The 12,784-nt window shown below is 43.6% G+C and carries 18 protein-coding genes; 6 read left to right on the top strand and 12 right to left on the bottom strand.

Annotation, left to right across the window (positions count from 1 at the left end; all coding sequences use genetic code 11):
• The first annotated feature begins 27 nt into the window (after nt 1–27).
• The 3 genes from P8596_RS05385 (at nt 28) to P8596_RS05375 (ending at nt 2,788) form a co-directional block, all read left to right on the top strand.
• Nucleotides 28–1,395: a PTS ascorbate transporter subunit IIC gene (locus P8596_RS05385; RefSeq protein ID WP_224520897.1), complete on the top strand. Its 1,368-nt coding sequence runs from the start codon at nt 28–30 to the stop codon at nt 1,393–1,395.
• Nucleotides 1,396–1,650: 255 nt separating this feature from the next.
• Nucleotides 1,651–2,136, top strand: coding sequence for an RNA polymerase sigma factor (locus tag P8596_RS05380; RefSeq protein WP_224520898.1), 486 nt, complete (start codon nt 1,651–1,653; stop codon nt 2,134–2,136).
• Nucleotide 2,137: 1 nt separating this feature from the next.
• Nucleotides 2,138–2,788, top strand: a complete 651-nt coding sequence (locus P8596_RS05375; protein WP_279726285.1) for a zf-HC2 domain-containing protein — start codon at nt 2,138–2,140, stop codon at nt 2,786–2,788.
• Between the two features lie 181 nt (nt 2,789–2,969).
• Here P8596_RS05375 and P8596_RS05370 read toward each other — a convergent pair whose 3' ends face one another.
• On the bottom strand, nt 2,970–3,968 hold the full coding sequence (locus P8596_RS05370) for an ABC transporter permease (protein WP_224520900.1): 999 nt from the start codon (nt 3,966–3,968) through the stop codon (nt 2,970–2,972).
• Nucleotides 3,961–4,887, bottom strand: coding sequence for an ABC transporter ATP-binding protein (locus P8596_RS05365; RefSeq protein ID WP_481900320.1), 927 nt, complete (start codon nt 4,885–4,887; stop codon nt 3,961–3,963). Before P8596_RS05365 ends, P8596_RS05370 begins: the two co-directional genes overlap by 8 nt.
• Before the next feature lie 107 nt (nt 4,888–4,994).
• Between P8596_RS05365 and P8596_RS05360 the strand changes: the two genes are divergently transcribed.
• Complete coding sequence (locus P8596_RS05360) at nt 4,995–5,765, top strand: GDSL-type esterase/lipase family protein (protein WP_224520902.1); 771 nt, start codon at nt 4,995–4,997, stop codon at nt 5,763–5,765.
• Nucleotides 5,766–5,879: 114 nt separating this feature from the next.
• On the opposite strand, the gene P8596_RS05355 is transcribed toward P8596_RS05360, so the two are convergent.
• The 7 genes from P8596_RS05355 to P8596_RS05325 all read right to left on the bottom strand — a co-directional run bounded on the left by P8596_RS05355 (nt 5,880) and on the right by P8596_RS05325 (nt 10,247).
• Entirely contained in the window at nt 5,880–6,620 is a 741-nt protein-coding gene (locus tag P8596_RS05355; RefSeq protein ID WP_224520903.1) for a phosphotransferase family protein, read from the bottom strand.
• A 110-nt stretch (nt 6,621–6,730) separates the two neighbouring features.
• Nucleotides 6,731–6,982, bottom strand: coding sequence for a hypothetical protein (locus P8596_RS05350; RefSeq protein WP_224520904.1), 252 nt, complete (start codon nt 6,980–6,982; stop codon nt 6,731–6,733).
• Nucleotides 6,983–7,083: 101 nt separating this feature from the next.
• Nucleotides 7,084–7,356, bottom strand: coding sequence for a hypothetical protein (locus P8596_RS05345; protein WP_224520905.1), 273 nt, complete (start codon nt 7,354–7,356; stop codon nt 7,084–7,086).
• Between the two features lie 16 nt (nt 7,357–7,372).
• Nucleotides 7,373–8,164 (bottom strand): AAC(3) family N-acetyltransferase, encoded by a 792-nt coding sequence (locus tag P8596_RS05340; protein ID WP_279726284.1) that lies wholly within the window; start codon nt 8,162–8,164, stop codon nt 7,373–7,375.
• Nucleotides 8,161–8,346: a hypothetical protein gene (locus P8596_RS05335; RefSeq protein ID WP_279726282.1), complete on the bottom strand. Its 186-nt coding sequence runs from the start codon at nt 8,344–8,346 to the stop codon at nt 8,161–8,163. Before P8596_RS05335 ends, P8596_RS05340 begins: the two co-directional genes overlap by 4 nt.
• Before the next feature lie 153 nt (nt 8,347–8,499).
• The gene (locus P8596_RS05330; RefSeq protein ID WP_279726281.1) at nt 8,500–8,943 is read right to left on the bottom strand and encodes a GyrI-like domain-containing protein; all 444 of its coding nucleotides are present in this window, start codon (nt 8,941–8,943) and stop codon (nt 8,500–8,502) included.
• Between the two features lie 101 nt (nt 8,944–9,044).
• Nucleotides 9,045–10,247 carry an MFS transporter gene (locus P8596_RS05325; RefSeq protein ID WP_279726280.1) on the bottom strand — a complete coding sequence of 401 codons (1,203 nt, stop codon included), beginning with the start codon at nt 10,245–10,247 and terminating at the stop codon, nt 9,045–9,047.
• Nucleotides 10,248–10,626: 379 nt separating this feature from the next.
• Here P8596_RS05325 and P8596_RS05320 point away from each other — a divergent pair, with 379 nt between their 5' ends.
• On the top strand, nt 10,627–10,770 hold the full coding sequence (locus P8596_RS05320) for a hypothetical protein (protein WP_279726278.1): 144 nt from the start codon (nt 10,627–10,629) through the stop codon (nt 10,768–10,770).
• 107 nt (nt 10,771–10,877) lie between these two features.
• Nucleotides 10,878–11,285 (top strand): hypothetical protein, encoded by a 408-nt coding sequence (locus P8596_RS05315; protein WP_224520911.1) that lies wholly within the window; start codon nt 10,878–10,880, stop codon nt 11,283–11,285.
• Between the two features lie 46 nt (nt 11,286–11,331).
• Here P8596_RS05315 and P8596_RS05310 read toward each other — a convergent pair whose 3' ends face one another.
• The 3 genes from P8596_RS05310 to P8596_RS05300 all read right to left on the bottom strand — a co-directional run bounded on the left by P8596_RS05310 (nt 11,332) and on the right by P8596_RS05300 (nt 12,767).
• Nucleotides 11,332–11,529: a hypothetical protein gene (locus P8596_RS05310; protein ID WP_224520912.1), complete on the bottom strand. Its 198-nt coding sequence runs from the start codon at nt 11,527–11,529 to the stop codon at nt 11,332–11,334.
• Between the two features lie 138 nt (nt 11,530–11,667).
• Nucleotides 11,668–11,868 carry a hypothetical protein gene (locus tag P8596_RS05305; protein WP_263497600.1) on the bottom strand — a complete coding sequence of 67 codons (201 nt, stop codon included), beginning with the start codon at nt 11,866–11,868 and terminating at the stop codon, nt 11,668–11,670.
• A 344-nt stretch (nt 11,869–12,212) separates the two neighbouring features.
• Nucleotides 12,213–12,767, bottom strand: coding sequence for a TVP38/TMEM64 family protein (locus P8596_RS05300; protein ID WP_224520913.1), 555 nt, complete (start codon nt 12,765–12,767; stop codon nt 12,213–12,215).
• Nucleotides 12,768–12,784: the final 17 nt, after the last annotated feature.

Here is a 12,784-nt window from a genome sequence, read left to right as displayed (position 1 = left end):
CACTTTTAAAAAGAAGGAGCGATACACATGATTGATATCATAATGAAGGATATACTCGGTACACCTGCGATCCTTGTCGGTCTATTCGCCTTAATCGGGCTCCTTATTCAACGGAAGAATTCGGGGGATGTCGTGTCCGGAACCCTTAAAACGGTCATGGGCTTCGTCATCCTCGGGGCGGGTGCAAATGTACTCGTCCAGTCCCTTGGGCAATTCAGCAGCATGTTCAATCATGCGTTCGAAGTCGACGGAGTCATCCCGAACAACGAAGCGATCGTGGCTCTTGCACAGGAAAGCTTCGGGACGGAAACCGCGATGATCATGCTGTTCGGTATGGTGGTCAATATTCTGATTGCACGATTCAGTCCTTTTAAATACATCTTTTTAACCGGACATCATACCATGTTCATGGCCTGCATGATCGCCGTCATCCTGACAACCGGAGGATTCACGGGAGTACCGTTGATCGTTCTCGGTTCGATCATCCTTGGGGCATTGATGGTCCTGTCACCTGCCATGCTTCAGCCATTCACACGTAAAGTCACCGGTTCCGATGACTTTGCCGTCGGTCACTTCGGCTCCATCGGGTATTTGGTGTCAGCCATGGTCGGGAAGGCAGTTGGAAAAGGAAGCAAATCAACAGAAGAAATCAAAGTGCCAAAATCACTCGGATTCCTGCGTGACACATCTGTCTCCGTTTCCCTGACAATGGTCATCCTGTTCTTCGTCGTAGCAGGCGCAGCAGGCTCAGCCTTCGTCGAAGGAGAATTAAGCGGCGGACAGAACTTCCTGGTCTTCGCCTTTATGCAAGGGATCACATTCGCCGTTGGTGTGTATATCATCTTAGCAGGAGTGCGTATGCTCCTTGGTGAAATCGTACCGGCATTTAAAGGAATTGCAGATAAGGTCGTTCCAAATGCCAAACCGGCCCTTGATTGCCCGGCGATCTTCCCATTCGCAGGGAACGCCGTGATCATCGGATTTCTATTCAGCTTCATCGCCGGACTTGTGAGCATGCTTTTCCTTCCTTTACTGGGATTGAAAGTTATCGTTCCGGGACTTGTCCCTCACTTCTTCACAGGGGCAGCAGCCGGAGTATTCGGTAATGCAACCGGCGGACGCCGCGGTGCCGTCATCGGTTCCATGGCGAATGGAGTCATGATCAGCTTCCTGCCGGCCCTACTATTACCGGTGCTAAGCTCATTAGGATTCCAGGGAACCACGTTTGGGGATGCAGACTTCGGATTGGTCGGTATCGTGCTTGGAAACCTTGTCAGTCTGATTGAATCCAATATGATGGTATTCGTTTCGATCATCGTCCTTCTAGCCGTTCTATTCTTTATCAGCTTTAAGGCGAAAGGGACTGGAGAGAAGGAAGAAACGGAAGTAGCTTAAAATGAATTCAGCCACCCGCGAGTTGCGGGTGGCTTTTTTCGTTGTGAGCCATGGGGACAGGTACCGTGGCGTGTGAAATCAATGACAATAGAAAAAAACCATTCTCTAAAGGAAGTTTTTCCTGTAATCTAGTCCTTGAGAAATTTTTACATATTTTTTGTAACGAATGAACGTTTTTCTGGAGTAATAGATGATTAAGTCTTTAAAAGGGTTCATTCTCTTGTGACCACAACTTTATCGAAAAGGAGGTAAGACGTGGATAAGGAAGAAGTTTATCAAGAGTACGCTGATATTATTTTTAGATATTTAGTAACCATGACAAATGACGCTCAATCTGCTGAGGAGTTGACTCAAGAAACATTTTATCAGGCCATTAAGTCCATCGATCATTTTCGAGAAAAAGGAAAAGCATCGTTTTCAACCTGGCTCTGTGCCATCGCCAAAAACGTTTGGCTGCAAGAAGTGAATCGTGAAAGGAAGAAGCACCGGTTAGAGGAATCACTAAGCAGTGAACACACTCCCGTTTACAATTTGGAAGACCAATATATTCAAAACGAAGACAAAATCCACTTTTTTCAGCAGGCGCAACAACTTAGCGAGAAAAAACGTGAGCTCCTTTATCTCAGGTTATTGGGGAATTTATCGTTCAAAGACATTGGCTCGATATTGGGAGAAACAGAGAATTGGGCAAGAGTCACATTTTATCGTGCCAAACAACAAATAAGAAAGGGTGATCAATAAAATGGATCATCATGTGTTTAAAGATCTGGTTCCGAGCTATCTGGAACATTTAACGAGCGAAGAGACCAATAAGCAAATGGACGTACATATGGAACAGTGCAAAGATTGTAGAGAATATGTACATGACATGCGAGAAGAATGGATGTCAGAACATGTGCATGTACAGGCAAAAGAGGATAGAAATGTGGACTACTTCAAAAAGGTACGTTCAAAGAACAGAAAGAAAATATTCACGATTGTCGCCTCTCTCCTATCCCTTTTCCTCATTTTAATAATTGGCTATTACCTGCTCTTTGTAAGAATGTGGATAGCCGATGAAAGCGATGTTCAAACAACCATCCAAAAGCAAGGGAAAACGGTTACATTGACATTTACATCAAAACAAGACAACCACTTCTTGTTACCTAGAAAAGAACAGCTTAATCAAGACTATATAGACTGGATGATTATTTATGAGAAGCGCCAAGATTTTTCAACTCCAGAAAGCCTGAAGGATGAGATTAACATTACCTATACCTTCTTGGATAAAAACACTTTATTACTGGATAATGGGAAAGAGAAAAAACTGACAGCTGATGACAAAATATCGATCCAATACAAAGACCACACGAAAGAACTATCATTAATCGATTTATACCATTCTGACCTTTAAGCCGTGGGGACAGGTATCATGGTTTATTATGTGCTGGGTCATCTCATCACCTTGATTGAATTTTCCATTTTAATCATCGTCCCTTTCTTCATCAGCTTGAAGTCGAAAGGGACCGGGGAGAAGGAAAAACAGAAGTAGCCACCCTCCATGTTTGTGTAGGGTGGCTACTTCTATTTCTTCACTAATACATATCCTTCTGAGTAAAATTCCAAAACGCAACGGCAAGGCAAGCGACCGTCCATACTGCAAGGACTGCTAATGAAAACGGCAATGACATCCCTTCGATCGGAGGAGCTTGTCCTTCTAGGTAATTAATGAGATCAAAATTCAAGTTCACCAAATACTTTGAGCTCGTCCAGCTCGAACCGATGGAAGATAAGAGGGTCCCTGCAATCAACACAGCCATCATCGCCCCGATACCGGTTGCTGTATTCTTCACAAGCACTGAAATCATCAGGCTAATGGTGGCAACAGTCGCTGTCACGACCCATGCAAGACCCGCTGACATCAGCAAGTATTCCCACATCGGGAGGGTATGGATATAGGTCGTCGAAAATTCACCCGAGGGAGAAGCTTGAAAGCCAGTCAGAATAGGTGCCGTCCAACCATCATATCCGAGGACAATCCCCGAAATCCCATAGCAGACAACCACCGTAGCCGCTATCAGCATCGATGTATACAGTAAAACGGTCAGCCATTTGGCCATCAGGATCTTCCATCGTTTGATCGGTCGGGATAATAATGTTTTGATGGTCCCATCATTGTATTCCCCACTCACAACATCCGCCATAATGATAATGATGAGTAAAGGCAGGACCAGTGTGAGTCCCTGGGAGAAGAAGATACGGATGAATGTAGGTGCTCCAGGATAGTTCGGATTGATATTGTTGTCCAAGTAGTATTGCTTTTGCTTCAAGTCCAATTCGAGGAATTGCCTGGCCTCATCCTGGATCCCACTGGATGCCAGTCGGTTTTGCCGATCGACGATCTCCTGCTGCAGCTCCACCCGCCAGTCCAGCGTACCCTGCTTTTCTATCTTCTCTTGTATCTCTCGGTATTGTGCATATGTAAACATAGAGACGAGAATGATTAAGATCGCGATGACAACGGCAAAGCGTTTTTTAGAAGCAATTTTCATGACTTCATTATGAACCAGACCCATCATATTCGGATTAGACAATATGATCGCCCCCTGTCAAACCAATAAATAAGTCCTCCAATGTCTGGACCTTTCTTTCAATGGTCCATACCTCGATTCCAGCCTGTAGTAACGATTCATTCAGGATCGACGTTTTGCTTTCATCCATCAGCGTATGGATCGTATGATCATCGTACAATTCTGCAGATTGGACATAGGGAGATGCATTAACGATTTCAAGTGCACGAAAAGCATCATTGACTCTCCAGTCCACACCTGATGACAATTCATCCACTAAATCCTTCACCTTTCCTACCTTCACGATTCTCCCATGGCTCATGATCGCCACACAATCGGCAAGCATTTCGATTTCACTTAATATATGACTGGATACAAGAACGGAAAGACCCGTTTCATCGACCAGTTTCCTTATAAATGTACGAAGGTCCTTTATTCCCATTGGATCCAACCCGTTCGTAGGTTCATCCAAAATAAGCACTTCCGGCCGGCCCAACAATGCTTGTGCAATCCCAAGCCTCTGACGCATCCCCAATGAATAGGTCTGTACCTGGTCATCAATCCGTGCAGTCAGATCAACCAGATCAATGACCTCCTGTATTCGTTCACTGTCCACCCCAGGCAGCATCCGTGCAAACAGCTGCAGGTTTTCCCGACCGGTCAAATACTTATATAACTCTGGATTTTCTACGATCGAACCAAGACGCTGCATCGCCTGAACAAATTGCTTTCTCACATCAAAATCACAGACTTTAATAACTCCCGATGTTGGCTTGATCAGACCGACGAGCATCCGGATCGTCGTCGTTTTCCCAGCACCATTGGGACCAAGGAATCCAAATACTTCTCCTGGATAGATGTCAAATGATATATTATCAATAATCGTCTTTTTCCCTATTACTTTCGTTACATTTTTCAAATGAACGGTTGGCTTTATGCTCATGTTTATCACCCTATATCTATTCTAGCGAACTTTTTTCTCAATTGCTCTTTTCAATACTCAGCATGAGTAAAAGTTGGTACAATCATAATAGAAGGAGAGATTAAGAGATGAAAAAATGGATGTGGCAACTATTTATCACCCTTTCCCTTGCACTGACCGTTCTATTTGGATATGGATTTGCGCGAGCCTATTCGGATATCGCCAATCCTCCCCAAGAGAAGATCACAGCAGAATCTGAAGAAACCCCCGCTACACCTGGAGAAACGTATATTGCCCTTGGCGACTCATTGACAAGAGGGGTAGGATCTTCAAAAGGAGAAGGTTTTGTCCCGCTGGTTGGAGATTCACTTATAGAAACCAATACGGTGGACCGGTACCAAAACTTAGGGATACGGGGTGCCGGGATTGAAGATTTACTGGCCCAGTTAGAACAAAAGGAGGTCAAGAGATCTCTTAAGGACGCCAAAATCATCTCCATCACAATCGGGGGTAACAATCTCTTTAATTCTGGTGAGATTTTAAACAATTATTCAGAAGCTACCGCCCTTGGCATTCTGGAAACGGAAATTCCTAACTTGGAAAGAACGTTTGAAACCATCCGTGACATAAATAAGGATGCCGTCATCCTCTATATGGGGCTATATAATCCCTTTAAGGAATTATCGGACGGAGATTCCTTTGATTCGGTCATTCAAAAATGGAATGAATCCGCCCGAACATTAGGCTTGAAATACGACGTTCAAGTGGTGGATACCTTCAATTTGGTAACAGATGCCGAACGCGATCTTTCAAGTGACAACTTCCATCCAAATGATGCAACTTATCAGGAAATGGCTGATAGCCTGTCCCTTGTGATTGAAAAGAATATTATACAATGATCAATAAAAAGGTGAATCCATCGTCCATTTGAAGTAAGGACTCAGGAGTCACCTTTTCTTTTAAAAAGCCATAGGGACATGTACCGTGGTTCTTTCCTGCCCCTAAGCTCTTTATCAAATCTCATGCACAATCTCCAATAAGCGCATCGGATCTTCGGAAGAGACCCTCTCTGACAATCTGGCCGCTGCAATGATGGGCGCCCATTGAAATACTTCTTCTTTTGTTAAACCACTTTTCTCACAATAAAGCCGCATATAAAGATCAGCCAATTCCTTTGATACCTGAGAATACAGGAGATAGGTCCGATACACGTCAGCCCTTTTATCCCCCGCACTGGAATCCACCCAGTCAATGATGGCGACGTTATTCTCTGACAGAATTAAGTTGTATAAATGAAAATCCCCGTGACAGAGATTTTCTACGAAGGTCATGGAATCGAGTTGTTTTATTAAAACAGACTTTACTCCATGATCCAATTCAGGGGCCGATTGGATTTGACGACGTAGCTTTTCAGACATCGGTTCAATAGAATGAGCTTTGATCTGATGAATGCCCATTTGGATATCTACAGACATGCCCATATAGTACTCCGCTTTTTCCATGTTGTCAGTCAGAAGATCCCCTGTCGCCCTTCCCTCAATGTGCTCCATGATGATGACCTGTTTCCCGTCTATGTTTGTAACGTCATAGATTTCCGGCACTGGGAGTCCACAAGAGTGAGCATATTGTTGCTTTTTTGCTTCTTTCATGGATTCACCGGCTGGTAAGGAGTCATTAAAGACTTTGTATATTTTATTTTCATAGAGATATATTTTTGCTGTGTTTCCGGTTGCGGTTGGGATACCCAGGTTCATCGTATTTCCTCCTTTTTCAATGAGTAATCGGATAAGTGGATGCAACGGATATTTCTATAAAATAAAAGAACCTCTCGCTCAAGAAGTTCTTAAGTTTAAACATAAGGACTCTAAGGCTTATTCCAAAAAAACGTCGTCACCACAATGGGAAGAAACAGCCCGACCACTAATATAAGACCATTTCCATATATGCCAATCTTTCTCTGGATTGTTTTTTCTCCGAACAAGCCCGCCACAAAGCCAATGACTGCAATGATGACCGCGGGTAGTAGGAATGTGTCTTTCCCTAACAGTGTTAAGAAATAAAATACAAGACCGATTAGAAATAGAATGAATGAACCCGTACCTAATGATTTTTTCAAATGACCCCCTCCTATTCTCTTACCTACATATGTTGGATCTTATTAAATCATTCTATCATCCACAAGACTTTCCTCTTACTATGAAGGAGTCCATCTGCAGATCACGAACCAGGGAACCACAAATTCAGAAAAAAAGAAATGACCAGCCCTGATACTGCCACCATCATCATCGATAATCCTATACCAGACATACTCAAACCAATCCATCCACCAAGCGCTAAGCCAATGATCCAGCATACAGTTGATAAAAGGATCAGTACGACGAAAAGCTTCGCATTCAAAAACGATGGAATCCTACCGTACTTCTGCAAAGCCTGTAAAACACCTGCAGCAACCGCCCCGCTCAGTATCAATGAAAACATATCAAATGTCATGACGAACGCCTCCCCGTCATTTCCTGTTCTTATCCATCCAGCATACTGCATAGTCCACCATCGGTCTCATTGGGATCAGGTAACTTTTCGCTTCCCCCACCATACTCTCTTTCACATGAGGAGTTTCTCTATGAAATTCATCAAACAGCCTGTCAAAATCATCGGATTCATTGTTGATATCACGATATGTCGACCAGACTCCTTTGTCCCCTTTATTCACTTTCACATCCCATATTTTCTCTTTCACAAAGGTGTTGTTTTGCCTGTATTCAGCGAGGTGCAAAGAGGTATTCGAATTCGTCGGTGCTCCCAGTAAGAGGATATTGCTCCCGCGTTCATACAGCTTTCCCAATGGGGAGTTTTCATTCAAGGAAAAATCGAGACCGTGTTCTTGCGTCAGATAGGGGGCATCTTTCCCCCATGCGGCAAAAGAAGTATGAGGATGGGGACTCCTTTTCACCCCATCCTGCTTTCTGAACGTCTCGGGGATGAATCCCATATACGAGGTGGGTGTTAAGTCGGGATGAAAAGTCGGCATGTTTTCCCGGATGAGTTCCAGTTCCTCATCTGTATAGCCACTTCCATACTCCGTCGGGTCGCAAAGATGCTCGGTTTGGGTGGGCATCACTATATTCCCGCCAGTTCCGACCGCCTCTTCCAGTGCCAGGATGACGGAAACCGGTCCGCCTATAACTCTGCCGATTGATTTTAAGGAGGAGTGGACGATGAGGGTCATTCCGCTTGTGACACCGAGTTTCTTTAAATCTTTTATAATATGTTCTTTGGTGACGAGCCTTTCTTTTTTCATGACTTATTCACCCTTCTTCTTGGTCTCACCTTATGCGTCCCCATGAAATAACTGCTGACGCCAAGCATCATCCCACCACCGACACTTAATAACACACCCAGGGTTGCGATATATGTAGATAAATAGATTCCCATCATAAAGAGAAGTAATCCTGTAATGAATAAAAGTGTACCTGTTTTCATGTTTGATTCCTCCGACCGTTTTTCTTGGTGGTTTTTAAATGTGGGTGCACCATACTATTTAAAGTTCAGCTATCAGGAAAACACCGTCCTGAAGCTTTTCTACAAAGGATAATAGTGTAATTATCAGGCTTACTACATTTGATTCTCATTAGATTAAGCACCTTGAACCGGCAGATAAATCACCACTTCCTCCCCGCCATCCTCCAAGGGATGATACGTCTCCACAATATACGCTTCGTTTTTTCGTTGATATCCCTGTTCTTCTATCCACTTTTTTAAATCTTTATGAAGATTCCCGATATCTTGACCTTTCCCTAGAGCATATTCTTCGTCCAATTCGATATAAGTCATTCCGTCAGGAACGTTGTTGAGGGGTTCGTTCACTATCACCCCAACATAATAAATTCCTTCAGCATGATCACTGTCCCTTTTCGGTTCATAAACGGCAACTTCGGGACCTGTTACAGCTTGGAGTTCATCTACCCTTTCCAAGAATTGCTTTGCAAGCCTTGGCACTTCCGTACTAAAATCGGCAAAATTGCTTTTCCCTTTTAATCCAACGACTCGAAACGTTTCATTCCTTTTTTCACCATTCACGTCCATATCTCCTTTTGTTCTACTAGTCAAATTTTAACACATTTTTCCTTTTTTACGATATAAAAATAAGCTCCCCACTTAAAAAGTGAGAAGCTCCTTTCTTACATACGTCCCTTCATCTTCATCCTCTGACCAACCAAATACCCACCTGCCAACACAAAAAAAATCAAGAGCAGCCAGGCGAATCCGTCGGTGAATCCTGTCCGTTCAATGGCATAACCGAAGAGCGGAAAGCTGATCATGATCCCAAAGCTCTCCATCAAACCGATCAGGGAAAGGAAAGTCGACCGTATATTACTTTTCAGAAAGCCCTGCACGAATGAGCTGAAGATCGGTTCGAACAGACTTAACAGCTGGGCTAGGATCAGAAACGATAGCAGGATCGCCCAGTCTGTTGCGAAGATGAATAAGGCGAAAAATACGAGAAAAAGGCCTAATCCGTAATATAGGATGTTGAAGAATTTAAATCGTTCCTCCACCTTGTACGCAATCTTTGCCATGACGACGCCGAGAAGTCCTTCGATGGTAAATACGGCTCCGACGACAATGGACGAATAGCCCAGTTCTACGAAATATTCCTGTCCGTAGAAGACCAGGATCACCATGACGGCACTCGCCAGGATAAAGAGGACAACTGGTGCGTGAATGATACGATTACTCCTCCACACATTGACCCCCAGCCGGAATTGATGGACCCACTGGTTGTACCAACGTCCGCTGATTTCTTCGTTCTTCTCCCGCTCCGGTTCCTTCATGAATAAAAGGGGAATCACCGCCAGGACGTGGGTGACGATTGTGGACCCGTATACCCATTCCCAGCTCACTTCCGCCATTAAGCCACCGAGGAATTTCGCGAGACTCAGGGATAACAGTGATATCGCCGTCATGCTCCCGATGACCCGTGTGTAATCCCTCTCCCGCTTTTCATTTTTCAGCGTATCATAGGCAAATGCCTGCTCCGCACCAGAATGAAGGGTGACCATGAGCCCCATGGACAGGAACGCCAGGGTAAACATGGAGAAGTTGCCGCTCAAGAGCATGAACAATCCGTATAGGAGACTGAACAGATTCCCGATCACCAGGCTGACCTTCCTTCCGTACAAATCAGCGATCATACCCGTCGGAACTTCGAATAAGACGATGGCTAAATGGAGCAGGGCCTCAAGGACCCCGATCTCTCCCAGGGTCATCCCCTTGTCGCCAAGATAGATGACCCATAGTGCCCGGTCGAAAAACAACTGGGCAAAAAAGAGATAAAAGTATAGTAAATAGATATTGTTTTTTGCTTTTAATATGTTCATCATTTCGATTCGTCCTCTCGTTAAAAAAGCGCAGGCAGCTTTAGGTGCCGGAGCTAAATAAAATCAAAAAAAGCCACAGGGAATAATCATTCCCCATGGCTCTCGCTATTCCAGGAAATCATACACTCGTTCACACTATGAAAAATCAGCTAAAAAAGGACAGACGTGTCCCGAGGACGGCTGAAATTCCAATAATAGACATCATTAATACACGGTATTTTTTGATGTCTACAGTGAACGTATGCATGAGATTCCCTCCTTTAATATGTAAGATTCATACTTATTATATCTCTCTTCCTTTTTTTGGACAAGAGAAGAATTTATATCCCCTCCGTACACAGCCCATACTAAGAGCCTAAACAAATTTGGAGGTGATTGGTATATGAAAAAGCCTGATCAGAATGAGATGAAATCCATGACAACAAGCACGGACCCACAGCAGGTAAAAAAGCAAATTCAAAAAGATGTCGCCGCGGGACAAGGTTCCATGACTTCACGGGAAGCAGGATCCATGCGGGATGAATGAAGCAGAGGGGCGATCTCACCGTCCCCTTTTTTCTTCCAAAAAGGAATTGATTCAAGCTAGAATGTCTCATTCAATTGTTTTATAATTATGGGAAGGAGGTGAGAAAAATGGAAAAGCAGATACTTGAAATACTGTTGGATTTACGCGGTGAGATGAAAGAAGTACGCACTGACATGAAGGAATTTCGAAGTGAGCTGAAGACGACTCAAGCTGATGTTCGCAGCATCTGTTCTGATTTAAAAGAAACTCAAGCTGACGTTCGCAGCATCCGTTCTGATTTGAAAGAAACTAAAGTTGACGTTCGCAGCATCCGCTCTGACCTTAAAACAACCCAAGCTGACGTGAAGGATATCAAGGAAACCGTCAATCGAATTGAACTATCACAAACCGAGGATGTCATTACTATGTTAAAAGTGACGAAACAGCATACAGAATCTGAATTTCACTACTTAAATACAAGGCTGACAGACATCGATAAACGGGTATTCAACCTTGAGAATCGGGTGGAACGGTAACATATTAGAGCATGAACCCCACACATTTTTTCTCCGTCTTTCGTTTCTACTTGCCTTTCCCCTGAACGTTGTCTTTTTTCCAATTATAAGGCTTATCTGCCCAATGAAACAACAACAAAAATAAGAATATAGCGAAGCTGATACTGATATTTTCAATCCACCTGATTTCTTCGTTTTTGATGAATTGGTAGAGGATCTTACCGACAAAAAAACCCAAGGGTAATTGAATACTTTTTTTAAACATGAAGAGACTCCTTTCAGCGTGCCACGTTATGGAATTAATTTCCATTTTATCACTTTTTTGAGATCTTTGTGGTGCTGAAAAAAAAAAAAAAATGAAGCCACAGAGGATCCATCCTCTGTGGCTTTCACTACCAATCTTTTATACTTGAAACTTCCGTACGAGGCCAGTTAATACCTGAGCAAGTTTCGCCAATTGTTCCGAGCTTCCTGCCACTTCTTCCATCGAGCTGCTTGTTTGCTGGGGCGAGGCGGAAGTTTGTTCGACTCCGGCGGCTGCTTCTTCGGAAAGAGAGGCAATTTCCTGGATGCTCGCCATCATTTCCTGGGTACCAGCCGACATGGTGTCCTTCCTATAAGCTATCAGGATAGTTTATGCGCACTCAAAATGTTCGTTCGCATATTATAGGAAGTTCGGAGGAAATTGAGGTTTTTACCTAATCGGTCTCAAGTGGCCAATCGAAGCCTTGTACCGTTACACATACAGCCTTCCTTCTTTCATCCATTTCCAAATGGTATAACTGTCGTTCATGGTGACGACTAAAAGCGGGATCATTCCCAGACAATGGATTTCTTGCAACCCTTAAAAATAGATTGTGATAAAAAGGGCGACCCCTTCACACATGAGGTAACAAGATACATTTGGAATGAGCCATATCAGCCTTCGTTTGGTGATTTTCAATCGGTTCACTCCTTTGCTGGTTTCTTCCTGCTTAAAACAAGCCAAATAATGAAAAGTAAAAACACACTCAAAATGAATTTCCCTTTCCAGTTCCACACCAGCACCTGTTGAATCGAATAGGCTTCAATGACGAGAGCCGGCATTTTTCCAATCGTGCTCGCTATGGAATAGTTGATGATCCCGACTTTACTGATGGCAGCAGCCAATGTTACCAGACCGGATGGAATAAAAGGAAAGATCCTGAGGGCAATGATCAGGCAAAAAGCTTCAACTCCCTTCGAATTCTGTAATCGTGTCAACAACCCGTTGTTTATCTCCTTATGTTGAAATAATCTCTTGATACCCTTGCGATATAAATAAAAACTGACGATGGCTCCCAGCGCTTCTCCTGCGATTGAAACAGCCAATCCTTTTTCAAATCCGAAAAAAGCAATATTCGCAGCCGTGATCACGACGCTCGGTAGGACACCTAGAACACTAATGATGATGTTTAGTAAAATACTTAATGCGATGGCATAGATGCCTAATGTGTTGAACCATTCTAAGAGGTGTGTTTCCATGCTGCTACTCTCCTTAT

The organism is Rossellomorea sp. DA94 (assembly GCF_029834455.1).
Lineage (GTDB): Bacteria > Bacillota > Bacilli > Bacillales > Bacillaceae_B > Rossellomorea > Rossellomorea vietnamensis.
This window is presented reverse-complemented; position numbering and strand designations above follow the sequence as displayed.

Excerpts from the sequence above, each read along its gene's own strand:
- P8596_RS05310 (WP_224520912.1), bottom strand. The coding sequence starts at position 11,529 with ATGTTTAAAAAAAGTATTCAATTACCCTTGGGTTTTTTTGTCGGTAAG.
- P8596_RS05305 (WP_263497600.1), bottom strand. The coding sequence starts at position 11,868 with ATGTCGGCTGGTACCCAGGAAATGATGGCGAGCATCCAGGAAATTGCC.
- P8596_RS05320 (WP_279726278.1), top strand. The coding sequence starts at position 10,627 with ATGAAAAAGCCTGATCAGAATGAGATGAAATCCATGACAACAAGCACG.
- P8596_RS05375 (WP_279726285.1), top strand. The coding sequence starts at position 2,138 with ATGGATCATCATGTGTTTAAAGATCTGGTTCCGAGCTATCTGGAACAT.
- P8596_RS05300 (WP_224520913.1), bottom strand. The coding sequence starts at position 12,767 with ATGGAAACACACCTCTTAGAATGGTTCAACACATTAGGCATCTATGCC.
- P8596_RS05335 (WP_279726282.1), bottom strand. The coding sequence starts at position 8,346 with ATGAAAACAGGTACACTTTTATTCATTACAGGATTACTTCTCTTTATG.
- P8596_RS05365 (WP_481900320.1), bottom strand. The coding sequence starts at position 4,887 with ATGAGCATAAAGCCAACCGTTCATTTGAAAAATGTAACGAAAGTAATA.
- P8596_RS05325 (WP_279726280.1), bottom strand. The coding sequence starts at position 10,247 with ATGATGAACATATTAAAAGCAAAAAACAATATCTATTTACTATACTTT.
- P8596_RS05385 (WP_224520897.1), top strand. The coding sequence starts at position 28 with ATGATTGATATCATAATGAAGGATATACTCGGTACACCTGCGATCCTT.
- P8596_RS05345 (WP_224520905.1), bottom strand. The coding sequence starts at position 7,356 with ATGACATTTGATATGTTTTCATTGATACTGAGCGGGGCGGTTGCTGCA.
- P8596_RS05355 (WP_224520903.1), bottom strand. The coding sequence starts at position 6,620 with ATGAACCTGGGTATCCCAACCGCAACCGGAAACACAGCAAAAATATAT.
- P8596_RS05315 (WP_224520911.1), top strand. The coding sequence starts at position 10,878 with ATGGAAAAGCAGATACTTGAAATACTGTTGGATTTACGCGGTGAGATG.
- P8596_RS05360 (WP_224520902.1), top strand. The coding sequence starts at position 4,995 with ATGAAAAAATGGATGTGGCAACTATTTATCACCCTTTCCCTTGCACTG.
- P8596_RS05340 (WP_279726284.1), bottom strand. The coding sequence starts at position 8,164 with ATGAAAAAAGAAAGGCTCGTCACCAAAGAACATATTATAAAAGATTTA.